Source organism: Burkholderia sp. BCC1993 (assembly GCF_905339865.1).
Taxonomy (GTDB): Bacteria; Pseudomonadota; Gammaproteobacteria; order Burkholderiales; family Burkholderiaceae; genus Burkholderia.
On record NZ_CAJPGZ010000027.1, the window covers coordinates 65,580 to 90,269 of the forward strand.

Consider the following 24,690-nt stretch of genomic DNA (forward strand, 5'->3'; position numbering starts at 1 on the left):
TCCGTCTACAGATCGAGGACCAGCAGGTCGCTTCGCGATCGGGAGCAGCACGGCATGAACTGGTCGCCCGCCGCTTGTTCCGCGTCCGTCAGATACGAATCGCGATGATCGGGCTCGCCTTCGAGCACGCGCGTCACGCAGGTGCCGCATACGCCTTGCTCGCACGACGTCAGCACGTCGACGCCATTGGCCGCCAGCGCCGCGATGACCGTGCATTCGGCCGGCACGTCGATCACCTTGCCGCTGCTCGCGATCCGGACCTGGAATGCACGATCCGCGCCGGACGACGCAACCGCGCCGCCGAAGAACTCGTAGTGCAGCCGCGCTTCGGCCCAGTTGCGCTCGCGCGCGGCGTTCAGCACCGCATCCATGAAGCCGCGCGGGCCGCATACGTACAGGTGCGTGCCGTCCGGCGCGGCGGCGAGCACCGCGGCCAGGTCGAAGCGTTGCGCGGGGTCGCCGTCGTCGACGTGGAAGCGGACGCGGTCATGGAACCCGGCGGCGTTGATGCGCTCGACGAAGGCCATGCGATCCGTCGAACGCGCGCAGTAGTGCATGTCGAACGGCAGGCCGGACGAGAACAGCCGTTCCGCCATGCTGAGGATCGGCGTGACGCCGATTCCGCCCGCGAGCAACACGTGGTGCGGGGCGTCGGGCGCGAGCGGGAATTGATTGCGCGGCATGCCGATCCGCACGGTGTCGCCTTGCCGGACTTGGTCGTGAATCGCGCGCGACCCGCCGCGGCCCTCGGCATCGCGCAGCACCGCGATCTGGTAGCGATCGCCGTGCTCCGGGTGGTTGCACAGCGAGTACTGGCGCACGAGCCCGCCCGGCAGATGCACGTCGATATGGGCGCCGGCGTCGAAGCGCGGCAGGGGCGAACCGTCATCGCTGACGAATTCGAGGCCGCAGATGTCGCGCGCTTCCTGCCACTTGCGGGCCACGCGGACCGTCAGCGTCGCGGCGCTCATGACGCCTCCTTGATCTGCGCGACCGGAATCACGGGCCGCTGCGGGCTCGCCGCACCTTCTTCGGCGAGCAGCCGCTCGATCACCTTGCGCGACAGCACGCCGCCGGCGTCGATGTTGAGCTTGAGCAGCTTGCGCTCCGGCCACTGCTCGAGGTTGAGCTGCTGGCGCTCGAGCATCTCGAGGTCCTCGGCGAAGATCTTGCCCTGGCCTTCGCGAATCTCGGCGGTCAGCGCGTGATCGTCGGGCCGGAAGTTGCGCGCCATCCCCCAGAAGTACCAGATCGAGGTGTCCGTCTCCGGTGTGATGAAGTCGACCACGATCGACGACGCCTTCAGCTCCGCCGGCGCGTCGTAGCCGCCGTGGCCCGCATGCGCGACGCCCACTTCGATCATCACGTGGCTCGGCGGCGTGAAGCGGCAGATCTGCCAGCGGTCGACCGGCACGTCGTCGGCCAGCCCGTTGCCGCGCAGCGCCATCCGCCAGAACGGCGGCGGCATCACGTTCTCCATGAAGCGGCTGGTGACGACTTCGTCGCCATTGCTGGTGGTCTTCGGCGCGGCTTCGTCGATCTCCTTCTGGCCGATGCTCGTCGCATGCACGTAGGTCTCGTGCGTGAGGTCCATCAGGTTGTCGATCATCAGCCGGTAGTCGCAACGGATGTGATACAGGCCGCCGCCGTGCGCCCAGGCCGGATCTTCGGCCCACTGCAGCGCGAGCAGCCTGGCGGGATCGGCTTCGGACGCCTCGCCCGGCCAGACCCAGACGAACCCGTACCGCTCGACCACCGGAAAGCTGCGGATCGGCGGAAAGCCGCCGACGCGCTGGCCCGGCATGCCGGCCGTCTTGCCGTTGCAGCCCATTTCGAGCCCGTGATAGCCGCACACGAGCACGCCGTCACGCACGAAGCCCAGCGACAGCGGCGCACCGCGGTGCGGGCAGAAATCCTCGAGCGCGGCGACCTGGCCGTCCGCCGCGCGGTAGAACACCATCGATTCGTTGCAAATCTTGCGTCCCAGCGGCTTGCCGTCGATCTCGTCGGGCGTGCAGGCCACATACCAAGCGTTCTTGAGAAACACGTTGTTCGTCTCCTTCAGGGCGGTGCCGCCGGTACGCGGCAACTCGTCATTCCGTGTACTGAATGTGATTCAGTGTACTCATTGAGATTGGCTGGAGCAAGGCGAGCGGTATACTGGTTTTCCCGGGAAATGGCGCGAGGCAGCGCCATGCCGTCGGCGCACGCAACGGCGTGCGCCGCCTATGTCATCGACTCATTCATGGAAAAAACGAATCCCGCCGACGCGCCGGTTTTCCCGCTCGACCTGTACGACGAGCCCGGGCACCTGATCCGGCGCGCGCACCAGATCGCGGTCGCGATGTTCTACGAGAAGCTGGGCCGGGACGTGACGCCGGTGCAGTACGCGGTCCTGCGGATGCTCTACGAGTGCCCGGGGCTCGATCAGGTGACGCTCGCGCAGCGGGTGGCGCTCGACACGTCGACCACTGCCGATCTCGCGGTCCGGCTCGAGGCGAAAGGATTGATCGTCCGCGAAGTGCTGCCGCGGCGTCAGCGGCGCCTGCTGCTGACGCCGGCGGGCGTCGAGCTGCTCACGCACCTGATTCCGTCGGTGAAGGAATTGCGTGCCGGCCTGTTCGACGGCATGGGCGAGGACGACTCGCAGGAACTGATGCGCCTGTTGCGCAAGTTCGTCCATCTGAACAACGAGCAGAGCCGCGCGCCGCTGCGGGTCGGCGAGGAGTCGTAGCGGTTGGGCTCCGCTCGATGGAGCAGGTGATGCGGCAAGGCGCCAGGCGCGCCGCACCGCCTGCCGGCGTCACGGGCGTGACGCTTCGCCTTCCAGCCGCCGCACCGCTTCCGCGACTTCGTTCCTGAAGCGCACCAGCGCCGCCTGCTCCGGCGCGGGCGGCTGCACGGCCGCCCACAGCATGTCGATCAGCTGCGTGGCCGTCGTTTCCGTATCGAGCTTGCGGTGCCCGAGGATCGCATCCCACAGCACGTGCTCGATCGGCCCGAACACCATCGAACGCAGCAGGCTCAGCGGCATGTCGCGGCGCACCTGCCCGGCCGCCTGGCCGCGCGCGAGCACGTCCATCAGCGGCGCCGTGTAGCGGCGCTGCAGCGCGGTGAGCTCGTCACTCAGCGCATGCTGCTTCGCACGCCCCTCGGACAGCACCAGCGCGCACAACCCCGTGCCGTTCACCAGCATCAGCCGCAGGTGCGTGCGCACGATGAACGCGAACTGCTGCTGCACCGGCGCGTCCTGCGGCATCCCGAGTTCGAACGCGGCAATGATTTCGTCATACCAGTCGGCGATCACACGCGCGCACAGCTCGCGCTTGCCGCGGAAGTAGCTGAACACCGTCGCCTCCGACACGCCGACGCGCTGCGCGATCTCGGCGGCCGTCGCATGCTCGTAGCCCTTTTCGGCGAACACTTCACGGCCGGCGCGCAGGATGTCCTGCACGCGCTGCTGGGACTTGCGCCCGGCGGGTGCGCGCGACGGCTCGGCGCGGTCGGCTTTGGCGGTGGTGGTCATGGTGTCGGCGGTAGCGGCTGTCATGCTGCAATGATATCTGAGTGTCACTCAAAAAACTATTGACGGCAAGCCGGGCGAGGCGCGAAACTGTGCAAAATTTCCGCTGTATTGGCTTAATGAATCGACGCATTGATCCGATTTGAGCGAAACTCAGAAATCGGCGCGTGCGACCCACTTTCTGGAGACGGAGGAGACATGATCAACCTGCCCGGTGTGCAATTCATGCTCGGTGAAGACATCGAGATGCTGCGCGACGCCGTCGCGACGTTCGCGGCGAAGGAAATCACGCCGCGCGCGGCGGAGGTCGACCGCACCGACCAGTTTCCGATGGATCTGTGGAAGAAGTTCGGCGATCTCGGCGTGCTCGGCATGACGGTGGCCGAGGAATACGGCGGCGCGAACATGGGCTACACCGCGCACATGGTCGCGATGGAGGAGATCTCGCGCGCATCGGCGTCGATCGGCCTGTCGTACGGCGCGCACTCGAACCTGTGCGTGAACCAGATCCACCGCAACGGCACCGACGCGCAAAAGCAGAAGTACCTGCCGAAGCTCGTGTCGGGCGAACACATCGGCGCGCTCGCGATGAGCGAGCCGAACGCGGGCTCCGACGTCGTCAGCATGAAGCTGCGCGCGGATAAGCGCGGCGATCATTACGTGCTCAACGGCACGAAGATGTGGATCACCAACGGCCCCGACTGCGACACGCTCGTCGTCTACGCGAAGACGGACCTCGACGCCGGCCCGCGCGGCATCACCGCATTCATCGTCGAGAAGGGGATGAAGGGCTTCTCGGTCGCGCAGAAGCTCGACAAGCTCGGCATGCGCGGGTCGCACACGGGCGAACTCGTGTTCCAGGACGTCGAGGTGCCGGAGGAGAACATCCTCGGCCAGCTCAACGGCGGCGTGAAGGTGCTGATGAGCGGCCTCGACTACGAACGCGCGGTGCTGTCGGGCGGCCCGACGGGCATCATGGCCGCGTGTCTCGACGCGGTGGTGCCGTATATCCACGACCGCAAGCAGTTCGGCCAGTCGATCGGCGAATTCCAGCTGATCCAGGGCAAGGTCGCCGACATGTACACCACGTTCCAGGCGTGCCGCGCGTACCTGTACGCGGTCGGCCGCCATCTCGACTCGGCGGGCAGCGACCACATCCGCCAGGTGCGCAAGGACTGCGCGGGCGTGATCCTCTACACGGCCGAGAAGGCGACGTGGATGGCCGGCGAGGCGATCCAGATCCTCGGCGGCAACGGCTACATCAACGAATACCCGGTCGGCCGCCTGTGGCGCGACGCGAAGCTCTACGAGATCGGCGCCGGCACGAGCGAGATCCGCCGCATGCTGATCGGCCGCGAGCTGTTCGCGGAAACGATGTAACGCCCCACGTCACGCGAACGGAGCCCCGTCGATGCCGATCATCGAATCGAAACTGAACCCGCGTTCGGAAGACTTCCGCGCGAACGCCGCGGCGCTGGAGGCGGTGGTCGCCGACCTGCGCGCGAAGATCGAACAGCTCGCGCAAGGCGGCGGCCAGGCCGCGCGCGACAAGCACCTGTCGCGCGGCAAGCTGCTGCCGCGCGACCGCATCGCGCAACTGCTCGATCCGGGTGCGCCGTTCCTCGAGCTGTCGCAGCTCGCGGCGAACGGCATGTACAACGACGACGCGCCGGGCGCGGGCGTGATCACCGGGATCGGCCGGATCGCGGGCCGCGAGTGCGTGATCGTGTGCAACGACGCGACGGTCAAGGGCGGCACCTACTACCCGATGACCGTGAAGAAGCACGTGCGCGCGCAGGAAATCGCCGCGGAAAACCGGCTGCCGTGCGTGTATCTCGTCGATTCGGGCGGCGCGAACCTGCCGAACCAGGACGACGTGTTTCCCGATCGCGACCACTTCGGCCGCATCTTCTTCAACCAGGCGACGATGTCCGCCGCGGGGATCGCGCAGATCGCGGTCGTGATGGGCTCGTGCACGGCGGGCGGCGCGTATGTGCCGGCGATGAGCGACGAGTCGATCATCGTGAAGAACCAGGGCACGATTTTCCTCGGCGGCCCGCCGCTCGTGAAGGCCGCGACCGGCGAGGAAGTGAGCGCCGAGGATCTCGGCGGCGGCGACGTGCACACGCGCCTGTCGGGCGTGGCCGACCATCTCGCGCAGAACGACGCGCATGCGCTGTCGATCGCGCGCAACATCGTCGATCACCTCGCGCCGAAGATCGCGTCGCCGGTGGCGCTGCGCGAACCGAAGCCGCCGCGCTACGACGCGAAGAGCCTGTACGGCGTGATTCCGGTCGACACGCGCAAGCCGTTCGACGTGCGCGAGGTGATCGCGCGCATCGTCGATGATTCGGAGTTCGACGAATTCAAGGCGCGCTTCGGCACGACGCTCGTCACGGGCTTCGCGCATATCTGGGGCCATCCGGTCGGGATCGTCGCGAACAACGGCATCCTGTTCTCCGAGTCGGCCGTGAAGGGCGCGCATTTCATCGAGCTGTGCTGCCAGCGCAAGATTCCGCTCGTGTTCCTGCAGAACATCACGGGCTTCATGGTCGGCCGCAAGTACGAGAACGAAGGCATCGCGCGCCATGGCGCGAAGATGGTGACGGCCGTGTCGAACGCGAAGGTGCCGAAGTTCACGGTGATCATCGGCGGCTCGTTCGGCGCCGGCAACTACGGGATGTGCGGCCGCGCATTCGGCCCGCGTTTCCTGTGGATGTGGCCGAACGCGCGGATCTCGGTGATGGGCGGCGAGCAGGCCGCGTCGGTGCTCGCGACCGTGCGCCGCGACGGTATTGAGGCAAAGGGCGGCGCGTGGTCGGCCGAGGACGAAGAGGCATTCAAGCAGCCGATTCGCGACCAGTACGAGCGCCAGGGGCATCCGTACTACGCGAGTGCGCGCTTGTGGGACGACGGCGTGATCGACCCCGCGCAGACGCGCGACGTGCTGGGCCTCGGCCTCGCCGCGTCGATGAACGCGCCGATCGACGACACGCGCTTCGGCGTGTTCCGCATGTAACGGCCGGGAGGGCTGACCGATGCGATACGAAACGATCAAGGTAAGCGAAGCCGGCCGCGTGGCGACCGTCACGCTCGCGCGGCCCGACGTGCGCAACGCGTTCAACGAGACGACGATCGCCGAGCTGACCACCGCGTTCGAGTGGCTCGACGCGCACGCCGGCGTGCGTGCGATCGTGCTCGCCGCGGAAGGCGCGGCGTTCTGCGCGGGCGCGGACCTGAACTGGATGAAGAAGATGGCCGGTTACTCGGACGACGAGAACCGCGCCGACGCACGCAAGCTCGCGCGCATGCTCGAGGCGATCCACCGCTGCGGCAAGCCGGTGATCGCGCGCGTGCATGGCGACGCGTATGCGGGCGGCGTGGGTCTCGTCGCGGCGGCCGACATCGCGATCGCCGCCGACGGCGTGAAGTTCTGCCTGTCCGAAGCGCGGCTCGGGCTGATTCCCGCGACGATCGCACCGTACGTCGTGCGGGCGATGGGCGAGCGCGCGGCGCGCCGCTACTTCACGACGGCCGAGGTGTTCGACAGCGCGCGCGCCACGTCGCTCGGCTTCATTCACGACGCCGTGCCGGCCGATGCACTCGACGAAACGGTCGCGAAGCTGGCCGCGACGCTCGTCGCGAACGGCCCCGACGCCGTGCAGGCGTGCAAGCGGCTCGTCGCCGACGTGGCTGGCCGGCCGCTCGACGCGACGCTGATCGAGCAGACGGCCGACTGGATCGCGCGCACCCGCGCCGGCGCGGAAGCGCGCGAAGGGATCGCGTCCTTCCTCGAGAAACGCACGCCTTCGTGGCGTGAATGACGGCGTGCCCCTAACTTTCCGGACGACATCGAAGCCATGTTCGACAAGATTCTGATCGCCAACCGCGGTGAAATCGCCTGCCGCGTCGCCGCGACGTGCAAACGTCTCGGGATCGCGAGCGTCGCCGTCTATTCCGACGCGGACGCGAATGCGAAGCACGTCGCCGCCTGCGACGAAGCCGTGCACATCGGCGGCGCGGCGGCCGCGGACAGCTACCTGCGCATCGAGCGCATCATCGAGGCTGCGCGCGCGACCGGTGCGCAGGCCATCCACCCGGGCTACGGCTTCCTGTCGGAGAACGAGGATTTCGCGCATGCCTGCGAGGCGGCCGGCATCGCGTTCATCGGGCCGCCGGTCGACGCGATCGCGGCGATGGGCTCGAAGGCTGCCGCCAAGGCGCTGATGCACGCGGCCGCGGTACCGCTCGTGCCCGGCTATCACGGCGACGACCAGGACGCGGCGAACCTGCATCTCGAAGCCGACGAGATCGGTTATCCGGTGCTGCTGAAGGCGAGCGCGGGCGGCGGCGGCAAGGGCATGCGCGTGGTCGAGCGCTCCGACGATTTCCCGGCGGCGCTCGCGTCGTGCCAGCGCGAGGCCGCGAGCAGCTTCGGCAACGATCGCGTGCTGATCGAGAAATACCTGACGCGCCCGCGTCACGTCGAAGTGCAGGTGTTCGGCGACACGCACGGCAACACCGTCTACCTGTTCGATCGCGACTGTTCGGTGCAGCGTCGTCACCAGAAGGTGCTCGAGGAAGCGCCGGCGCCGGGGTTGCATGAAGACGTGCGCCAGGCGATGGGCGAGGCGGCCGTCGCGGCCGCGCGCGCGGTGAATTACGTCGGTGCAGGCACCGTCGAATTCATCATGACGGGCGAAGCGTTCTACTTCATGGAAATGAACACGCGCCTGCAGGTCGAGCATCCGGTCACCGAGATGGTCACGGGGCTCGATCTCGTCGAATGGCAGCTGCGCGTCGCAGCGGGCGAGCCGCTGCCGCTGAAGCAGGACGAACTGCGCGTGCAGGGTCATGCGATCGAGGCGCGTCTGTATGCGGAGAATCCGGCGCGCGGCTTCCTGCCGTCCACCGGCACGCTGAAGCACCTGCGGCTGCCGGACGGCGTCGAGTTCGCGATCGGCGCGCCGGTGCGCGTCGACAGCGGCGTGCGCGAGGGCGACGCGATCACGCCGTTCTACGATCCGATGATCGCGAAGCTGATCGTGCACGGCGCGGACCGCGCGGAAGCGCTCGGCCGGATGCTGCGCGCGCTGCGGGCCTGCGAGGTGGTGGGCCTGCACACGAATGCCGCGTTCCTGCAGCGGATCGTCACCTGCGGGCCGTTCGCGAGCGCCGATCTCGACACGGGCCTGATCGAGCGCAACCACGATGCGCTGTTCGCGCCGCAACAGCCGCCGCGCGCGACGCTCGCGCTGGCCTGTGCGGCACTGCTCGCGCGCGAACGCGGCGCGGCCGCACGGGAAGGCGCGTCGCCGTGGGGGGCACTGCCGGACTGGCGGCTGAACGGCGGCTATCGCCGCACGCTCGAATGGCATGCGCCCGATCGCGAAGCGGACGTGACGGTCACCTACGAGGACGACCGCGGCAGCACGCGCCTCGCCAACGGCGACGCGGCCGCGCAGCCGTTCGCGTGGACGCGCGGCGCGACGCCGCTCGACTTCGACGTGACGCTCGACGGCGTGCGCAGCAGCGGCCGCGTGTATGCGGACGGCGACAGTTTCCACGTGTTCACGCAGGGTGTCGCCGAGACCTTCGAATGGCGTAACGTGCTCGCGCACGCGGGCGATGCCGAGCATGGCGGCGGCCGCCTCACTGCGCCGATGCCCGGCAAGGTGATCGCGGTGCTGGTCGAGCCGGGCCAGAAGGTCGAGGCCGGCACGCCGCTGATCGTGATGGAAGCGATGAAGATGGAGCACACGATCGGCGCGCCGGGCGCGGGCGTCGTCGCGGAAGTGCTGTACGGCGTCGGCGATCAGGTCGCGGATGGCGCGCAGTTGCTGATGATGGCGGAAGATTGAGTGACGTGTGTGCGTGAGAGCCGCTGTCGGCTCTCACGGATGGCGCAAGCTCCGCGCTTCGATGCAGAAAAAGGCCCGGCGTCGCAGCGGTGACCGACGCCGGCCATCGTGGCTCGTGCTGCTGAATCGTTCCGGCAGCATCCTGTAGCGGGATGTCCGACGCAAATGCATCAGGACGACATCCGCATTTCGTGTTGATGGTCGCTTTCGTTGCCTGCAGAAAAAAAACAATGATACGCATGCAACGCTGTCGAGTCTTTTGACAATTCAACTGTTTCCAACTGTTGACCGGCGGCACAGCGGCACCGTTTCGCACTGGTTCGTTTGCTGCAACGGTTGTTGAAGAATTGACAGCCGACTTGTCCGGACTGCTTCGTCAAGCCAAGCCGGCTTCTTCCTCTTGTAAATGAAGGGGGCGAGCCACAGCAACCATCGTTTGTTGGCGTCAAAAAGGTCAGGCTCGTTCGAGAAGTGGTCGCATCTTCCTGCCCGCGTTCGAGTGATTAGGCTACGGTAACAGCCGGGGTGCAGCACGTGCGCTGCACACTCATCAAATGAGCGTTGCCGAGAGACGAATCGAGATGACGAAAAAATATAATTATGGGGTGCATGGAAACCTTACGCCGCCAGAACTTTTTTTCCTGATTGTTATCGACGTAGCCTGCGATGAATTGGGTGTCGACGACGCGGTCGGGATCGCAATGATTTTGCTGGGGCAACGATTCGTGCCGACAAGGGGAAAGTTTGGCGGAGCGGTCAAGGGAACCTCGATCGCATCGCGGGTTTCGCGGAGATTGCTGCCTTATGAGGTCAAGCACAAAATTTTGCCGACGGTGACGTCATTCAAGAGTCTTGTGCTTCTGAGAGTCAAATTTACTAGGGAACTCGGTGTATTTGTCGGGCGGGCCGTGCCGGTGGTTGGATGGGTTATTACCGCTGCCGACATATCGATCATAATGTATCGTTCTGCAGTCAAGTACAATGACTTGGTCAAGCAGGAGGATCGCATCTAATGGATGCTCGTCTAATCGAGATGGTGCGGGATGAGGCTGACTCACCATTGTGGGGCGAGCTCGAAATTTCTCCGGAAACAGATCTCTGTGTCGATCTCGAAATTTCCGATCGGGCTATGTTGCGGCTAATGAGAAGGCTTTCGGATGAATTTGGTGTTGATATGTCGGACTTCGATATAGATTATTACTATCCGTCGAGAAAAATGCGATTCGGTCAGTTTTTGATGGAGGTGCTGAGATCTCCGTTCAGTGCCGGCGCCAGGGATAAAATACTGGAGCGTCCGCTGACCATTAAAATGATGGAGTCTGCAATCGAGACCGGACGATGGAGGATATAACCGTTGCGAAAGCATCGCGTGTTGCGTCAGTACTTTCCAAAACCGAAAAGGAGCCTGGAAGAAGAGAAGTTCTGGGGGGTGATCGTTAAAGGGAGCTGCGTTTTAGGGCATGGGGAGACTCGATCGCGAGGGGGAAGCCGCGAAGGGCGTAGCCCGTAGCGGCTTTCCCCTCGTGGGCTATGCGCTGCGTGTTCGAGCAAAGCTCCATACATCGGCTGTTCCTCGATGTTGCCCTGATGAACGCTGTCGATGCGGATGAATCCGGCGCAGCACGACGACCATCGCTGGGCCGGAAAGCCTGCCGTACTCGCGCTCGGTCTCGGCAAGCGTGAAGATGTCCTCATCGGTGTAGCGGCGGGCGAAGGCATTCGCGGGCGAGCCCTTCAGCCATGCGAGCCTTTGCCCTTGCACCCAGCGTTGTACCAGCCGTGTCATGTGAGCGCGGCTGAAGCCGCTAAAGCGTCGCAGATAGCGCAGCACGAGCCCCCGGTGAGCTCGCTTGAGTTGGTCGTAGCGAAAGCGCCGTAGAACAGACGCGACCCATTCGCGACGTTCGTGAGGGCACGCGGCGGGTGCAAAGTCGAGCGTTTGTGTACCGTCAAGGACGGCGCGCACCTCCAGGGCGCGGATTTGCGATTCGTTCAAGTTGATGATCATCCGGTAAATGATCATCCACCCCGGTGCTCCGGTGTCGGTCAACTCGTGCGTGTCGGGCCAACAACGGGCTCATTTGCATTGGAAACGCGCCAACGGCGCTACACAAGAGCCACCGCAAACCCTCGCCCAGGCTCCTGCTCCATTGGAAAGCGCTGCCGCATCGCGTATGACCATGCCTGACAGTCTGGCGGCCGGCGCTCCGCTAGACTGGCGGATTGCTCACGTGGCCCATTGCCGTGAGCTACACTGCATCCATTCAATCACGCACCCCGCCGACGAGATGAAGTCTCCTGCCCTGAACGGCCTGCGCATCGGTATCACGATCGGCCTGCGCGCCCCCGACGAAAGCCTGTGGATCAACGGCATCAAGCAGAACGCGTTGTTTCTCGCGAAGTTGTTGATGGCGTCGCCGCATGGCTATCGCGTGACGCTGGTCAACACGACCGACGTGGCGCTTACCGATGCGCTGCCTTGGGATCGCCGCGTATACGACACGCGCGCGTTCGCCGAGATGAAGGATGCGCTCGACGTGGTGATCGAACTGGGCGGTCAGATCGACGGCGAGCAGACGGCCTACCTGAAGGCGCGCGGCGCGAAGATCGTCAGCTACTGCTGCGGCTTCGAGTACATCACCTCGATGGAATCGATACTGTTCGGCCGCCGCATGTGGGATTCGCTGTTCATCAACCGCGGCTACGACGAGTTGTGGGCCATTCCGCAGATCGCGGAGTCGTCGCTGCCGTTCCTGCAGTCGCTGCGCCGTTGCCCGGGGCGCGTCGTGCCGTTCGTGTGGGACCCGATGTGTCTGGAGGCGCGTGCGCAATCGCTGCCGGAGCGTGGTGAATACCGGCCGCGCAGCGAACCGGGCAAGCGGCTGACGGTGATGGAGCCGAACCACAACATCGTGAAGTTCTGCATGTACCCGATGCTGATCATCGACGAGGCGTATCGCCGCGACCCCGACGCGATCTGCTTCACGCACGTGACGAACGCCGATCGCCTCGCGCACAACAGCCCCGAGTTCGTGACGCTGATGAACTACCTGGACATCGTGCGCGCGGGCAAGGCGAGCTTCGTCGGGCGTTTCGACACGCCGTTGTTCCTGGCCGACATGACCGACATCGTCGTGTCGCATCAATGGTCGAATCCGCTCAACTACTTCTATTTCGACGTGTGCTGGCAGGGTTATCCGCTCGTACACAACGCGAGCCTCGTGCCGGACCTCGGCTACTACTATCCCGACAACGACGTGCAGAAGGGCACGGAAGCGCTGCTGCACGTGCTGCATACGCACGACGACGACTGGCAAGGGTACGCGCGGCGACAGCGCGAGATCCTGCGCCGCTATACGTCGGCGAACCCCGCGCTCGTCGCCGACTACGACGCGCTGCTCGCGAACCTGATCGGCGCGACGGCGGCATAAGGCTGCACGGCACGGCACGCGTCGCCGCCCGCGGCCGCATTCGATCGCGATTTGCGCGATCGAGGCGGTCAGCTCGATTTCGCCGCCTGCCGTCAACCGGATTGTCCCGGGTTAATGTCTGAAGAAATGAGCCGTTAAAAAAGAAACCGTCGAACCGGGGAGATTCGACGGTTTTCGAAGGCACGAATTTGACGGCTCCGAGGGAAGTCCGTCAAAAACAATTTTATAGGTTAACTAGTCGAAAAAATTGTTAAATATCTTCCGATCGATGGTTGTCGTATAATTCGACTGGAGATTATCGTTCAAGTCTTGCCTGATTATTATTCGAATATTATCAATATCGTTTGAAACGGCCAAATTGAGTTCTGCGGAGACCGAATGCGTCGTCGCAACCCAATGGCAGCGCGGTTTGCGGGCGATTGTGGGGAATCCGGGCGCCGGGTCCGGGCAGCGTTTCGTCGGCGTGTATTTGTCATACGATATTTCAAACGTCCGATTTTTGAAACGGATCTTGCGATAAATCGATTCGCCCGAAGATGTTCGAGTGGGGAAAATACTCAGTATCGACCGGAGTATCGTCGACGTTTTTGTGTAACCTGTCGCACTGTTGTCGATGTGTGCGTGTGGTGTATTTTCCATATTTGAATATCGTTGACAATATCTGATTTGACGGCACGCCGGAATAAAAAGTACGCTCCCGAAAAAGATCGAAAAAGAGGATGGGCCGGGTAGGCGGTGGTGCGTGTCGTGGTCGGCTCGCGCCATATGTATCGAGAGCGCGGGCCGTCATCGGCGGTCCGACATTTGCCGGAGCGCCGGATGAATGCGGTCGAACCTCGCCTGGAGGCGAATAGCGTAGCGAATCGGGACGAGATCGATCTCGTGTTCGGCTCGCCTGACGATCACCCCGACCTTGCGTCGGTACGCAGTTTCGTCGAAAGCCGGCTCGGATTCGCGCAAGAGCCGGTTTGCCGCGCCGATTTGTCGGGCGGCGTGCTGTATCACGAATGCCTCGCGCGGCTGCGCTGGGGCGCGCGCGATGTCTTGCCGCCGCTCGCGTTCCTGCCGCGCCTCGAATCGCTCGGGCTGATGCGCTGGTTCGACCGGCTCGTGGTGGGCCGGATGATCGACGCGCTGCGCGCCGATCCGAAGGCCGTGTACGGCTGCAACGTCGCGGCGACGAGCGCAGTCGTGGACGACGCGTGGCTCGCCCTGTTCAGGCGGCTCGAGCGCGAGCCATCGGTCGCGGCGCGGCTGGTCGTCGAAATCACCGAGACGGGGCCGCTGAACCCCGTCGCGGGCCGGTCGTTCGTGAACCGGTTCCGCCAGGCCGGGTGCCGCGTCGCGATCGACGACTTCGGCGTCGGCTTCAGCGCGCTGAACAACCTGGTGGTCGGCAACCCCGACATCGTGAAGCTCGACAGGTCGGTCCTGTCGCTGATCAAGCGCAACGCGATCGGGCGCTACCAGTTTCGCCGGCTGATCGCGTTCGCGCACGAAAGCGCGCGGCACGTCGTCGTCGAAGGCGTGGAGAACGAGATCGACCGGCAGATCATCCTGGATTCCGGCGTCGCATGGGCGCAGGGCATCCGCTTTACATGGCGGTCACCGGCCGCCGCATGACGCCGCGGCGCGGGCGCTGCGCGCCGGCATCAGGCAACGAAGAATTGAAAAGGGGACGTGGGCATGGCGGCGACGAAGAAGGCCGGGCACGGAACGGGCACGCAGGCGGCCGATGCACGCGAGCTCGTCGCGATCGCCGAACTGGCCCAGATGCTGGAGCAACTCGGCGCCGACGCGATTGAAGCGACCGATGCACCGGTCGACGTCATGCCGTTTCTCGACGGCCTGAAGAACGTCTCGCAACACATTCACCGGATGAAACCGCTCGATGCCGACGGTCGCGAGCGCGCGGCGCGACACTATTTCGCCGGTGTGTTCGCGGGCGCTTGCGGCGACGATTCGGCGATCGCGTGTGGTGTATCGGGCAGTCTGGCGCAACAGGCCGGCGATGTCGGCCCCGCGGCGGCACGTTGTTTCGCGAGGCTTGCGCGCATCGGCCGGCGGCATGGCCGTGCGTTCGCCGAGCGACGCGGGCAGCGTGTGCCGGCTTGACGCCGGTTCGCGCATCACGTCCTCGTCAGGTTCTCATCGCACTCCTCAGGAGTACTGCCGCCAGGCGTCGCGCGGCAAGGTCACTCGTCAATCCTTCCCGAAGCCACCCAGCACGAGCGCCAGCGCGCGGTCGACCGCATCGTCCCATCGGCCCGGATGCGCGGCGCGCACGATCCGGATGCCCCGGTACAGCGCGGTACGCGAGCCGGTTTCCCAGCGCGCATCGGCTTTCGGGCTCAGCAGCAGGACGGCCGGCACGCCCAGCGCGCCGGCCAGGTGGATGTGCGCGGTGCAGGTGGTGACCACGGCGTCCATCGCGAGCATCAGTGCGGCCAGATCGCTGAAATCGCCGATCGCGTGATGCGGGAACGTGACCGGCAGATCCGACGGCTCGGACTGCGCGGCGATATCGCGGTTGATGCAGTACGCGGCATGGCCGCGCAGCCGCGCGAGCGGCGCGAGGTCGCGCAGGCTGGCCGCGCGCAGGAAGCGCGCATCGCTTTCGTCGCGGCCGCGCCAGTTGAGGCCGATGCGGCGCGTGCCCGGTGCGCTGCCATCGCGCGCGACGCGTTCGCGCCATGCCGCCGCCCGTTCGGGCGGGCACGACAGGTAGGCGGCCGGCGCGCCGGCCGGTGCCGGCGCGTAGCCGAACTGCGCGGCCAGCACCAGGAACGAACACCAGTAGTCGTGAGCGATCTGCGACGTGTCGACCCAGGCGCCATGTGCGGCGACGACTTCGATGCGCGGGAACGTATGGCGCATCAGGTCGGCCAGCGCGGCGGGGACGATGACCGTCACCGCCACGCTGCCGAGCGCGTCGAGCGCATGCAGGTAGCGCGCGTACTGGAGCTGGTCGCCGACCCCGCCGTAGCTGATCACGAGCAGCCGCTTGCCGTGCAGCGGCTGGCCGTCGTAGAGCCGTTCCGTCGGCAGCCCGAACTGTGCGGCCGTCAGCACGTTCTCGCTGGCGATGGTCGCGCGCGCGGCTTCGTCGCGCCGGCCGGCACGCAGCAGCAGCGCCGAGCGCGCGAGCTCGACACGCCCGCGCAGCGCGTCGGGCAGCGCGGCCGGTTCGCCGATGCGTTCGAGTGCCGCGAGCCCGGCGTCGGGCGCGCCGGCGAAGCCGTAGCACGACGCGAGCTGGAACGCGATCGCATCGTCGTCGAGGCCCCGGCCGCGCGCGCGCAGCCAGCGGGCGATCGCGTGGCCCCATTCGCAGCGAGATTCGTGGTCGAGCGCAACGTTCCAGTGCGTTTCGGGCGCGTCGTCGGTCTCGGCTGCCACGGCGGCATTCGCATCATCGTCTGCCCGGGCGGATACGCGGCCGACGGGCTCGCCCGAGATGAACAGGCGTTGCCGGTCCCAACGCGGGTTCGGAACGCACAGCAGATTCGGCCCGTCGAACCGGTAGAACGTGTAATCGAGGTCGGCGAACGTATCGATGACGCGTGCGTCATCCGCGTTCCGGCAGGCGATCCAGCACCACGGCAGATGCGTTTCGATCAACTGGCGCGCGCCGTGCAGCGCGTCGATCTCCATCCCGTCGATGTCGAGCTTCAGGAAATCGAGGCGCGGCAGGCCGAGCGAATCGAGCCTGACGGTCGGGGCGGGCGTGCTGTTGGCCGCGTGCGCGTCGACACGTGCGGCCGGTTCGGCGCCGGCGGGCTGCCCGCCGTCGACGTCGGGCACCGTCATCGTGCCGTTGCGGCTCGCGAGCCCCATGTTCAGCAGATGAAGGTTGTCGAGCTGGTTGAGCGCGACGGTGCCGCCGAGCGCATGGAACAGCGTGCGCCGCGGCTCGAACGCATGGACGTGACCGCCGCGATCGCGCAAGCGCTGCGCGATCGGCACGCAGACGAATCCCGCATTCGCCCCGCCGTCCACCGCGAGCGCGCCGTCGGGCAACTGGTCGATCACCTGCATGATCGTGTCGAGCTCGCCCTGGTTGTGCGGCCGGCCGGTCTCGAGCAGCGCGTCGGCCTGCCGCGTGCTGTGCCGGTCGATGACGAACGGGCCGTGGATCGAATCGATCACGACGAAGTGGCGGACGGTGTGCTTCATGAACGGATGGCGGACGGGTGCGGTCAGCCGAGCGCGCGCCCGGCGAACAGGCGCTGGATCTGCTCGGAATACGCGCGGACGTTGTGGTCGGCGAGCGTGTCGACCTGCTGCAGGCAGCGGCGGGCCGCTGCCGCGTAGTCGTCGAGCCGCGCGTCGTGCGTCTGCGCGGCGGTCGCGATCGCGCGTGCCGCGTCGAAGATCTCGAAGTCCGGGTAGTAATAGCCGACGTCGCGCAGGAACGGCGAGTTGTGCACGAGCGGGTAGTTGCCGTACAGCGCGTCGTACAGCAGGTAGTTCAGGCCGTTTTCCCAGTGGTGCGACACGACGATGTCGGTGTGATGCGCGGCCCATGCGACGAACGGCGCGCGCACGTCGGCCGTCGCCTTGCCGTCGCGCACCATCTCGAGCCCGAGCGCGAGATGCTTGAAGGCGACGTTTTCCTTCTTGTCAAACGTGTTGGTCATGTACACGTGTTCGACGAGCTCGGGATGCTCGACGTAGCACGCGTTCGCGGCCAGCATCGGCACGATCGAACTCTTCACGACGTTCAGGTTCGGCTCGAAGAACGCGATGCGCTTGGCCGGACCGTGGTTGCGGTAGCCGAAGCGCGCCTTCAGCTCGGGGTCGGCGTCGAGGCTGCGTTCGATGAAGTACGGCGACCAGATGTGCGGCAGCTCGATCACCGGCGCGCGATACACGGCCTGGAAGTAAGCCGCGCACGTGTGCATGTGCTGCGGGTTGGTCCAGATCTCGTCGAACTGCACGCGGTTCGGGTTCGGCCGCCAGTTGTTCTTCTCGAAGTTGATCGTCTCGACCGCGATCACGTAGTCGTTGCCGAAGCGGTACGACACGCACTTGCCGCCGCGCTGGCGCACCGCGTCCGTGTGCGACGGGTCGACGAACGCGTTCATCTCGATCAGCAGGTCGGTCTGGTGGACGATCGCCGACAACGGCCGCAGCGCGTCGCCGAACGCGTCCATCATCAGCGCCTGCGGGTAGTCGGTGATGCCGTCGTCGTGCGCGAGCCACACTTCGCCGATCAGCGGCGAGCGTTTCAGCAGCATGTACAGGTACACGCAATGCTGGTTCGCGCCGTTGTACCAGATCGACTGCGTTGCGTCGCGCTGCACGTTCATCGTAATCGCGACATTGATCTTCATCGGCGGCTCCGGGCGGACGGTGCGCGTCAAGCGTCGCGATAGAGCGACGCGATCGCGTCGGAATACGCGGCGACGTTGTCGGGGTTGTAGATGCTGACCGAGTCGAGCACGTGCTTCGATTGCTCGCGGTATGCATCCAGATTCGCGTCGTGTTCGGCAAATGCCCGCAGCAGCGCGCGGCCGCCGGCCTGGCAGTCGAAGTCCGGATAGAAATACCCGGCCTTGCCGAGGAACGGCGAGTTGTGGATCAGCGGATAGTCGCCGTACAGCAGTTCGTAGTACAGGTAGTTCTGCGCGTTTTCCCACGTGTGCGACACCACCGCGTCGCCGTAGGCGGCCATGAACTCGTACACCGCGTAGCGGCTTTCGAACGTCGTGATCCCGTGGTTCACGATGTCGAGACTCTTCGCGAAATGGACGAACGTCGTATGTTCCTTCAGGTGCAACGTGTTGCACACGCGCACGAATTCGACGAAATCGGGCTTCGCGCGATACGCTTCCTCGGTCACCAGCATCGGGATGATGCTCGTCTTCACCATGCAGATGTTCGGCTCGAACATCGTCACGCGCCAGCGCGGCTTGCCCGGTCGATAGCCGAACGACAAACCGGCGCCGAGCGTCGCGCGTGCCTTGTCGAACAGCATCGGATGCCAGATGTGCGGGACGATCGTCACCGGCGCGCGCAGGCCCGTCTGGTAATAGTGCAGGCACGAGCGCTCGAATTCCGGAATCGTCCAGACCGCGTCGTACGGCGCGCCCGAGAACAGGAAGCCCGAAGGCTTGTCGAACATCGCGCGCTCGATGTCGATCACGTAGTCGTTGCCGACCCGCATCGTGACGACCTTGCCGCCACGGTCGCGGAACGCGCGCAGGTAGTCCGCACCGAACTGCGCGCTCATTTCGATCAGCACGTCGCAGCGCTCGAGCGCTTCGTCCATCGACAGCAGCGGCACGTCCCATTCGCCCAGCATCATCTGCGGATCGGCGAGCTGTTCGCCGCCGTTCACCATCACGGCTTCCGCGACGAGCGGCGACTGGCGCAGCAGCAGGATCAGCAGCAGGCAGTTCTGGAAGATGCCGTTTTCCCACAGCGACTGGCCGGCGCCGCGCACGAACAGCGACACGCCGATGACGAGACGCTTGCCCTCGCCGGGCGCTTGACGGGCATTGGAGTCCGACATGCGTATTCTCCGGTTCAGGCGACCAGACGCGAGACGAACGCGTCGAGGTTCGCGGGGTTGTCGATCGAGACCGACCGCAGCAGCCGGTCGGCTTTCGCGCGGTAGTCGTCGAGCTGCTCGTCGTGATGCAGCCAGGCATCGCGCAGCACGCGGCCGCCCGCGGCGGAATCGAAGTCCGGGTAGTAGTAGCCGGCGTCGCCGATCAGCGTCGAGTTGTGGATCAGCGGATAGCCGCCGTACAGCACGTCGTAGTACAGATAGTTCTGCGCGTTTTCCCAGTGGTGGGACACGACGGCGTCCGCATGGCGCGCCATGAAGCCCGGCAGGTCGATGCGCGGCTCGAACGTCGCCTTGTGCTGGCGCACGAGGTCGAGGCTGTTCGCGAAGTGCACGAAGGTCGGATGGGCCTTCATGTGCATCGAGTTGACGACGAACAGATGCTGCACGGCGTCCGGATGCGCGCGGTAGAGCTCGTCGCACGCGAGCATCGGGTAGTGGCAGGACTTCACGACCGAGATGTTCGGCTCGAGCGTGGCGAGATTCCACGGGCGACGGCCGGGCCGATAGCCGAACGTCAGGCCTTCGCTCGCCAGCGCGGCGATGCGGCGATCGAGGAAGTACGGCGACCAGATATGCGGCATCAGGTGCACCGGCGCGCGCAACAGGGTTTGCAGCATCGGTGCGCCGGTCTTCTCGTACTGCGGCAGCAGCCATACTTCGTCGAACGGCGTGTCGTTGAAGATGTGCCCCGACGGCTTGCCGAAGATCGGTGTTTCACCCAGGCCGGCGTAGACGTGTCCGCAGAAGAAGGCGACGAGTTTCTTGCCGAGCGCCTTCATGTGCCTGCGCCATTCGAGCGGCAATTGCGCACCCATCTCGATCACGACGTCGAGGTCGTGCGTGACGTCGGAAGGCTTCACGAGCGGCACGTCGAGGCCGTCGAGATCGAGGCCGGCCGGAAACGCGTTGGCGTCGCCGCCGTTCAGGAAATAGACGGGGCCGACGCGATCGGAGCGCTTGAGCATCATCGCGAGGAACGCGATGTTCTGGTGAATGCCGTTTTCCCAGATCGCCTGGCCGTCCCGCGCAAACAGCGAGATGCCGACGGCCGGCCGTTGCTTGCGGGTGCCGCCCGAGGCGGCTTGATTGATATCCGTCACCGGTTGGTTTCCTCTGCGGCGTCGTGCGTTCGGCCGTGGCCGCGAAACGGCGCGCCGTGGATTGTCGTGGTTGTGTTCGCGCCGGCGCGCGCTGGAAGATGAGCGAGCAGCGCGGATCGCGGGGCGGCCGCCGGATTCCGGTGTGTCGTCGGGCGGGTCACGGCGCGCGACGCGGGCGGAACGCCTCGGCAGCTGTCTGCGGCGATTGTGGCACGGAAGGCGCCGTCTTGTGGAGGGGGCCTGACGAACTTTGACATAGCCGCCGGCGCGGGAGCCGGGGCCCCGGCGAAGCGGGGTCGGTGCGGTGGGGTGCGGTGGCCGGCGGGGCGGCTGCGCGTTGCCGGTCAAGGCCGTCGCGTGCGGGCGCGGGGTGCGCCGGGGCCGCGACGGCCGGCTGCTCAGCGCTGCAGCGAGATCTCGACGCGGCGGTTGCGCGCGCGGCCTTCGGCCGTCGCGTTGGACGCGACCGGATCGGCACTGCCGCTGCCCGTGACCGACACGGCCTGCGCTTTCAGTCCGTGTGCCTTCAGGTAGCTTGCGACGGTTTCCGCGCGGCGCTTCGACAGCGCGAGATTGGCGGCGTCGTTGCCGACCGAATCCGTAAAGCCGGTGACCGTCACCTGCGTGTACGTGCGGTCTTCGCGTTCGCTCAGCAGCTTGTCGAGCGACGCGCGCGCGGCCGGCGTGAGCGTGGCCAGGCCCGTCGCGAACAGCGCGTCGCCCGCGAGGTTGACGTGTTCGATCGCGGCGGGCGCGGGGGTCGGTTCGGCCGCCGACGTAGCTTGGGCCGGCGCGGCGCCGCACTGGAACACCAGCGTCGCGGGATCGGACTTGTCGCGCAGCGCGCGGGCGGAATCGACGGTGCGCACCGGCTGGTCGCCGCAGATCTTGCGGGCGGCCTTCATGCAGGTCTGCGGGCCCGACAGCAGGCCGTGGCAGTCCACCTGGAAGGTGCGCACGCCGTCGCGCGGCTGCAGTTCGGATGCGCTGTAGGTCGGGCCGGATGCGGTCGAGCACGCGGCGAGGGCCATCGCGGAAAGCGCGAGCGCAAGAGCGAGTTTGTTCACGGTTACGTCCTCAATACTTGGGTTGACTGAAGCCCGCCGCGCGTTGCGCGGCGGGCTCGTCCTGCCGTCGGGGCCGCCCGGCGCCGACGGCTCGTGAGCCGGCGGCGTGGCGGTGCGACGGGTTACTTCCACTGGTACAGCATGCCGGCGCCGATCACCTTCTGACCGCCGCTGAAGCCGCCGTTGATCGACGCCTTCAGGTTCTCCGTGATGCGCGCCTGCATGTTGACCGCCATCGCCTTCTGGCCGAGGAACGATGCGGTGCCGACACCCATCCCGAAGTTGGCGTCGCGATCGAGCTGCGGGATCGACGCCATCGCGCCGACGGCCGCGATACCCTGCTTCGCCATCTGGTCGGTCTGCTGCAGCTGCGAACCCAGCGCGTTGATCTGCCCTTGCTGGCCGGACAGCGCGGTCGACAGCGTCGTCTGCACTTGCGTCAGCTGGTTCACGTTCACCGCGTCGGTGCCTTGCGTACCCGGCGCGACGTTCGTGATCTGGCGCTGCTGCTGGTCGCTGCCGACCGACACCACGTTCGAGCGACCGCCGTCGTTCGAATTCGCGCCGATCGCCACCGAGTTCGAGCCGGCGGTGACGGTCGGCTTGTCGTTGCCGGTGCCGTTCATGTCGGCCGCGATGGCGGTGTTGTTCGCCGCACGCGTCGTGTTGTTGTTGATCGTGGTCGACAACTGGTTCACCTGATCGCCGAGGTTCGTCACGCCGGTCGACAGCGAAGCCACCGTGCTGTTCGTCGTGCTCAGGCCGGTCGACAGCGAGCCGATGCCGGTCGAGGTCGACGTGGACAGCGACGTGAGATTGCTGTTCGTCGAGCTGAGGCCCGTCGACAGCGAGTTGACCGCCGTCGAGGTCGACGTGGACAGCGACGTCAGCGAACTGTTGGTCGAGCTGAGGCCGGTGGACAGCGAACCGATGCCGGTCGACAGCGACGCGATGTTCGACGCGGTCGACGTGGACAGGCTGTTGACCGCCAGGTTCGTCGCGTTGAGCTGGCTGCCGTTGATCGCGTCCGTGCTGGTGGCCGATACCTGGCCTGCCGCGACGTTCGTGATCTGGCGTTCCGCACCGGGTGCGCCGACGCTGAAGACGCCCACTGGCGAGGTGCCGTAGACCGGGTACGTGATGCCGCCGACCGTGACGCTCGACACGCCGACAGCGTTGCCCGTGGTCGAGTTCGCGCCCATGGCGATCGAGTTGGCGACATTGGCCTGCGCGTTCGTGCCGAAGGCGAGCGCATCCGCGGCGGTGGCCGACGCACCCGAGCCGTAGGCCTGGGCGCCGGTCGCGCTCGCGACCGCCTTGTTGCCGAGCGCGATCGTGTTGTCCGCGGTGGCCTGGTTCGAGCTGCCGAGGGCGAGCGCGCTGTTGCCGGTTGCCGTGTTCGCGTTGCCGAGTGCCACTGCGCCGGTGCCGGTCGCCGTGTCGTTCGCACCCAGCGCCACTGCGCCGGTGCCCGTTGCGACGCTCGGGTCGCCGATCGCGACCGCGCCGTCGCCGCTCGCGGTGTTGCCTGAGCCGATCGACACCGCCTTGCCGCCGGTGGCCGATGCGTTCTGGCCGATGGCGACCGCGCCCGCCGTCTGCGCGTTCGAGCCGTCGCCGACTGCCACGCTGCTGTCGCCTGCCGCGCTGGCGTTCACGCCGGCTGCCATCGAGTTGATGCCCGTTGCGCCCTTGTTGTCGTAGTTGCCTTGCTGCGTGCCGTTGTCGTTGACGCTGTAGTAGTGCGTCTTCGCGGCTTCGATCGCGGTCGAGGTCGAGGTGGACAGCGACGTGATCGAGCTGGTCGCCGTCGAGAGACCGGTCGAGGTCGACGTGGACAGCGACAGGATCGTGCTGGTGGCCGTCGAGAGACCGGTCGAGGTCGACGTGGACAGCGAGCCGATCGAGCTGGTTGCCGACGACAGGCCGGTCGAGGTCGACGTGGACAGCGAGCTGATCGAGCTGGTCGCCGACGAGAGGCCGGTCGACGTCGAAGTCGACAGCGAGGCGACCGAGCTGTCGGTCGAGCTCAGGCCCGTCGACAGAGACGTGACGCTGCTTGCGGTCGACGTGGACAACGACGTCAGCGAGCTGTTGGTCGAGCTGAGGCTGGTGGACAGCGAGCCGATCGAGCTGGTCGCGGACGACAGGCCGGTCGAGGTCGAAGTCGACAGCGAGCTGATCGAGCTGGTTGCCGACGAGAGGCCGGTCGAGGTCGAAGTCGACAGCGAGCTGATCGAGCTGGTTGCCGACGACAGGCCCGTCGACGTCGAGGTCGACAGGGACGCCACGGAACTGTCGGTCGAGCTCAGGCCCGTCGACAACGAGCTGATACCCGTCGAGGTCGAAGTGGACAGCGAGCTGATCGAGCTGGTCGCCGACGAGAGGCCAGTCGACGTGGAGGTCGACAGCGAAGCGACCGAGCTATCGGTCGAGCTGAGGCCGGTCGACAGCGAGTTGATGCCGGTCGAGGTCGAGGTGGACAGCGAGCTGATCGAGCTGGTCGCCGACGACAGGCCGGTCGACGTGGAGGTCGACAGGGACGCCACGGAACTGTCGGTCGAGCTGAGGCCGGTCGACAGCGAGCTGATGCCCGTCGAAGTCGAAGTGGACAGCGAGCTGATCGAGCTGTTAGCCGACGACAGCCCCGTCGACGTCGAAGTCGACAGCGAAGCGACCGAGCTATCGGTCGAGCTGAGGCCGGTCGACAGCGAGTTGATCCCCGTCGAAGTCGAAGTGGACAGCGAGCTGATCGTGCTGGTCGCCGACGAGAGGCCAGTCGACGTGGAGGTCGACAGCGAAGCGACCGAGCTATCGGTCGAGCTGAGGCCGGTCGACAGCGAGTTGATGCCGGTCGAAGTCGAAGTGGACAGCGAGCTGATCGAGCTGGTCGCCGACGAGAGGCCGGTCGACGTGGAAGTCGACAGCGAGGCGACCGAGCTATCGGTCGAGCTGAGGCCGGTCGACAACGAGTTGATGCCGGTCGAGGTCGAGGTGGACAGCGAACTGATCGAGCTGGTTGCCGACGACAGCCCCGTCGACGTCGAAGTCGACAGCGAAGCAACCGAGCTGTCGGTCGAGCTGAGGCCGGTCGACAACGAGCTGATGCCGGTCGAGGTCGACGTGGACAA

At 66.1% G+C, this 24,690-nt stretch carries 20 protein-coding genes; 10 read left to right on the forward strand and 10 right to left on the reverse strand.

Translation table 11 applies throughout. From position 1 onward, the window contains the following. Positions 1–5: 5 nt before the first annotated feature. Complete coding sequence (locus U4Y91_RS34105; RefSeq protein WP_321808756.1) at positions 6–971, reverse strand: PDR/VanB family oxidoreductase; 966 nt, start codon at positions 969–971, stop codon at positions 6–8. Next, positions 968–2,047: an aromatic ring-hydroxylating dioxygenase subunit alpha gene (locus U4Y91_RS34110; RefSeq protein WP_321808757.1), complete on the reverse strand. Its 1,080-nt coding sequence runs from the start codon at positions 2,045–2,047 to the stop codon at positions 968–970. Before U4Y91_RS34110 ends, U4Y91_RS34105 begins: the two co-directional genes overlap by 4 nt. 198 nt (positions 2,048–2,245) lie before the next feature. Between U4Y91_RS34110 and U4Y91_RS34115 the strand changes: the two genes are divergently transcribed. Next, positions 2,246–2,734 carry a MarR family winged helix-turn-helix transcriptional regulator gene (locus U4Y91_RS34115; protein ID WP_257775268.1) on the forward strand — a complete coding sequence of 163 codons (489 nt, stop codon included), beginning with the start codon at positions 2,246–2,248 and terminating at the stop codon, positions 2,732–2,734. A 69-nt stretch (positions 2,735–2,803) separates the two neighbouring features. Here the strand turns inward: U4Y91_RS34115 and U4Y91_RS34120 are convergent, their stop codons facing one another. Continuing rightward, positions 2,804–3,550 carry a TetR/AcrR family transcriptional regulator gene (locus U4Y91_RS34120; RefSeq protein ID WP_321808758.1) on the reverse strand — a complete coding sequence of 249 codons (747 nt, stop codon included), beginning with the start codon at positions 3,548–3,550 and terminating at the stop codon, positions 2,804–2,806. Positions 3,551–3,721: 171 nt separating this feature from the next. On the opposite strand from U4Y91_RS34120, the gene U4Y91_RS34125 reads away from it, so the two are divergent. The 6 genes from U4Y91_RS34125 (at position 3,722) to U4Y91_RS34150 (ending at position 10,735) form a co-directional block, all read left to right on the forward strand. Continuing rightward, on the forward strand, positions 3,722–4,903 hold the full coding sequence (locus tag U4Y91_RS34125) for an isovaleryl-CoA dehydrogenase (protein WP_321808759.1): 1,182 nt from the start codon (positions 3,722–3,724) through the stop codon (positions 4,901–4,903). A gap of 31 nt (positions 4,904–4,934) precedes the next feature. Further along, complete coding sequence (locus tag U4Y91_RS34130; protein WP_321808760.1) at positions 4,935–6,542, forward strand: carboxyl transferase domain-containing protein; 1,608 nt, start codon at positions 4,935–4,937, stop codon at positions 6,540–6,542. A gap of 19 nt (positions 6,543–6,561) precedes the next feature. Next, on the forward strand, positions 6,562–7,347 hold the full coding sequence (locus U4Y91_RS34135) for an enoyl-CoA hydratase/isomerase family protein (protein ID WP_321808761.1): 786 nt from the start codon (positions 6,562–6,564) through the stop codon (positions 7,345–7,347). A 36-nt stretch (positions 7,348–7,383) separates the two neighbouring features. Further along, positions 7,384–9,384 carry an acetyl/propionyl/methylcrotonyl-CoA carboxylase subunit alpha gene (locus U4Y91_RS34140; RefSeq protein WP_321808762.1) on the forward strand — a complete coding sequence of 667 codons (2,001 nt, stop codon included), beginning with the start codon at positions 7,384–7,386 and terminating at the stop codon, positions 9,382–9,384. A gap of 581 nt (positions 9,385–9,965) precedes the next feature. Beyond that, positions 9,966–10,397, forward strand: a complete 432-nt coding sequence (locus tag U4Y91_RS34145) for an STM2901 family protein (RefSeq protein ID WP_321808763.1) — start codon at positions 9,966–9,968, stop codon at positions 10,395–10,397. Further along, positions 10,397–10,735 carry a DUF1493 family protein gene (locus U4Y91_RS34150; protein ID WP_124488644.1) on the forward strand — a complete coding sequence of 113 codons (339 nt, stop codon included), beginning with the start codon at positions 10,397–10,399 and terminating at the stop codon, positions 10,733–10,735. The genes U4Y91_RS34145 and U4Y91_RS34150 overlap by 1 nt, the downstream gene beginning before the upstream one ends. A 177-nt stretch (positions 10,736–10,912) precedes the next feature. Here the strand turns inward: U4Y91_RS34150 and U4Y91_RS34155 are convergent, their stop codons facing one another. Next, positions 10,913–11,407 (reverse strand): hypothetical protein, encoded by a 495-nt coding sequence (locus tag U4Y91_RS34155; protein ID WP_321808764.1) that lies wholly within the window; start codon positions 11,405–11,407, stop codon positions 10,913–10,915. Between the two features lie 265 nt (positions 11,408–11,672). Between U4Y91_RS34155 and U4Y91_RS34160 the strand changes: the two genes are divergently transcribed. The 3 genes from U4Y91_RS34160 to U4Y91_RS34170 all read left to right on the forward strand — a co-directional run bounded on the left by U4Y91_RS34160 (position 11,673) and on the right by U4Y91_RS34170 (position 14,930). Beyond that, positions 11,673–12,815 (forward strand): DUF2827 domain-containing protein, encoded by a 1,143-nt coding sequence (locus U4Y91_RS34160; RefSeq protein ID WP_321808765.1) that lies wholly within the window; start codon positions 11,673–11,675, stop codon positions 12,813–12,815. 819 nt (positions 12,816–13,634) lie between these two features. Beyond that, positions 13,635–14,438 carry an EAL domain-containing protein gene (locus U4Y91_RS34165; protein WP_321808766.1) on the forward strand — a complete coding sequence of 268 codons (804 nt, stop codon included), beginning with the start codon at positions 13,635–13,637 and terminating at the stop codon, positions 14,436–14,438. A gap of 63 nt (positions 14,439–14,501) precedes the next feature. Next, positions 14,502–14,930 (forward strand): hypothetical protein, encoded by a 429-nt coding sequence (locus U4Y91_RS34170; protein WP_321808767.1) that lies wholly within the window; start codon positions 14,502–14,504, stop codon positions 14,928–14,930. 87 nt (positions 14,931–15,017) lie between these two features. Here the strand turns inward: U4Y91_RS34170 and U4Y91_RS34175 are convergent, their stop codons facing one another. The 6 genes from U4Y91_RS34175 to U4Y91_RS34200 form a co-directional block, all read right to left on the reverse strand. After that, on the reverse strand, positions 15,018–16,991 hold the full coding sequence (locus tag U4Y91_RS34175) for an FkbM family methyltransferase (RefSeq protein ID WP_321808768.1): 1,974 nt from the start codon (positions 16,989–16,991) through the stop codon (positions 15,018–15,020). Positions 16,992–17,014: 23 nt separating this feature from the next. Next, complete coding sequence (locus U4Y91_RS34180; RefSeq protein ID WP_321808769.1) at positions 17,015–18,151, reverse strand: DUF2827 family protein; 1,137 nt, start codon at positions 18,149–18,151, stop codon at positions 17,015–17,017. 26 nt (positions 18,152–18,177) lie between these two features. Continuing rightward, positions 18,178–19,332: a DUF2827 domain-containing protein gene (locus U4Y91_RS34185; protein ID WP_321808770.1), complete on the reverse strand. Its 1,155-nt coding sequence runs from the start codon at positions 19,330–19,332 to the stop codon at positions 18,178–18,180. A 14-nt stretch (positions 19,333–19,346) separates the two neighbouring features. Continuing rightward, positions 19,347–20,492, reverse strand: coding sequence for a DUF2827 domain-containing protein (locus U4Y91_RS34190; protein WP_321808771.1), 1,146 nt, complete (start codon positions 20,490–20,492; stop codon positions 19,347–19,349). A gap of 398 nt (positions 20,493–20,890) precedes the next feature. After that, complete coding sequence (locus U4Y91_RS34195) at positions 20,891–21,559, reverse strand: OmpA family protein (protein ID WP_321808772.1); 669 nt, start codon at positions 21,557–21,559, stop codon at positions 20,891–20,893. 122 nt (positions 21,560–21,681) lie between these two features. After that, positions 21,682–24,690, reverse strand: a 3,009-nt coding sequence (locus U4Y91_RS34200; protein ID WP_321808773.1) for a YadA family autotransporter adhesin, incomplete at its 5' end; no start/stop codon positions are given.

Excerpts from the sequence above, each read along its gene's own strand:
- U4Y91_RS34165 (WP_321808766.1), top strand. The coding sequence starts at position 13,635 with ATGAATGCGGTCGAACCTCGCCTGGAGGCGAATAGCGTAGCGAATCGG.
- U4Y91_RS34140 (WP_321808762.1), top strand. The coding sequence starts at position 7,384 with ATGTTCGACAAGATTCTGATCGCCAACCGCGGTGAAATCGCCTGCCGC.
- U4Y91_RS34130 (WP_321808760.1), top strand. The coding sequence starts at position 4,935 with ATGCCGATCATCGAATCGAAACTGAACCCGCGTTCGGAAGACTTCCGC.
- U4Y91_RS34160 (WP_321808765.1), top strand. The coding sequence starts at position 11,673 with ATGAAGTCTCCTGCCCTGAACGGCCTGCGCATCGGTATCACGATCGGC.
- U4Y91_RS34175 (WP_321808768.1), bottom strand. The coding sequence starts at position 16,991 with ATGAAGCACACCGTCCGCCACTTCGTCGTGATCGATTCGATCCACGGC.
- U4Y91_RS34115 (WP_257775268.1), top strand. The coding sequence starts at position 2,246 with ATGGAAAAAACGAATCCCGCCGACGCGCCGGTTTTCCCGCTCGACCTG.
- U4Y91_RS34135 (WP_321808761.1), top strand. The coding sequence starts at position 6,562 with ATGCGATACGAAACGATCAAGGTAAGCGAAGCCGGCCGCGTGGCGACC.
- U4Y91_RS34145 (WP_321808763.1), top strand. The coding sequence starts at position 9,966 with ATGACGAAAAAATATAATTATGGGGTGCATGGAAACCTTACGCCGCCA.
- U4Y91_RS34125 (WP_321808759.1), top strand. The coding sequence starts at position 3,722 with ATGATCAACCTGCCCGGTGTGCAATTCATGCTCGGTGAAGACATCGAG.
- U4Y91_RS34185 (WP_321808770.1), bottom strand. The coding sequence starts at position 19,332 with ATGTCGGACTCCAATGCCCGTCAAGCGCCCGGCGAGGGCAAGCGTCTC.
- U4Y91_RS34155 (WP_321808764.1), bottom strand. The coding sequence starts at position 11,407 with ATGATCATTTACCGGATGATCATCAACTTGAACGAATCGCAAATCCGC.
- U4Y91_RS34180 (WP_321808769.1), bottom strand. The coding sequence starts at position 18,151 with ATGAAGATCAATGTCGCGATTACGATGAACGTGCAGCGCGACGCAACG.
- U4Y91_RS34105 (WP_321808756.1), bottom strand. The coding sequence starts at position 971 with ATGAGCGCCGCGACGCTGACGGTCCGCGTGGCCCGCAAGTGGCAGGAA.
- U4Y91_RS34150 (WP_124488644.1), top strand. The coding sequence starts at position 10,397 with ATGGATGCTCGTCTAATCGAGATGGTGCGGGATGAGGCTGACTCACCA.
- U4Y91_RS34170 (WP_321808767.1), top strand. The coding sequence starts at position 14,502 with ATGGCGGCGACGAAGAAGGCCGGGCACGGAACGGGCACGCAGGCGGCC.
- U4Y91_RS34120 (WP_321808758.1), bottom strand. The coding sequence starts at position 3,550 with ATGACAGCCGCTACCGCCGACACCATGACCACCACCGCCAAAGCCGAC.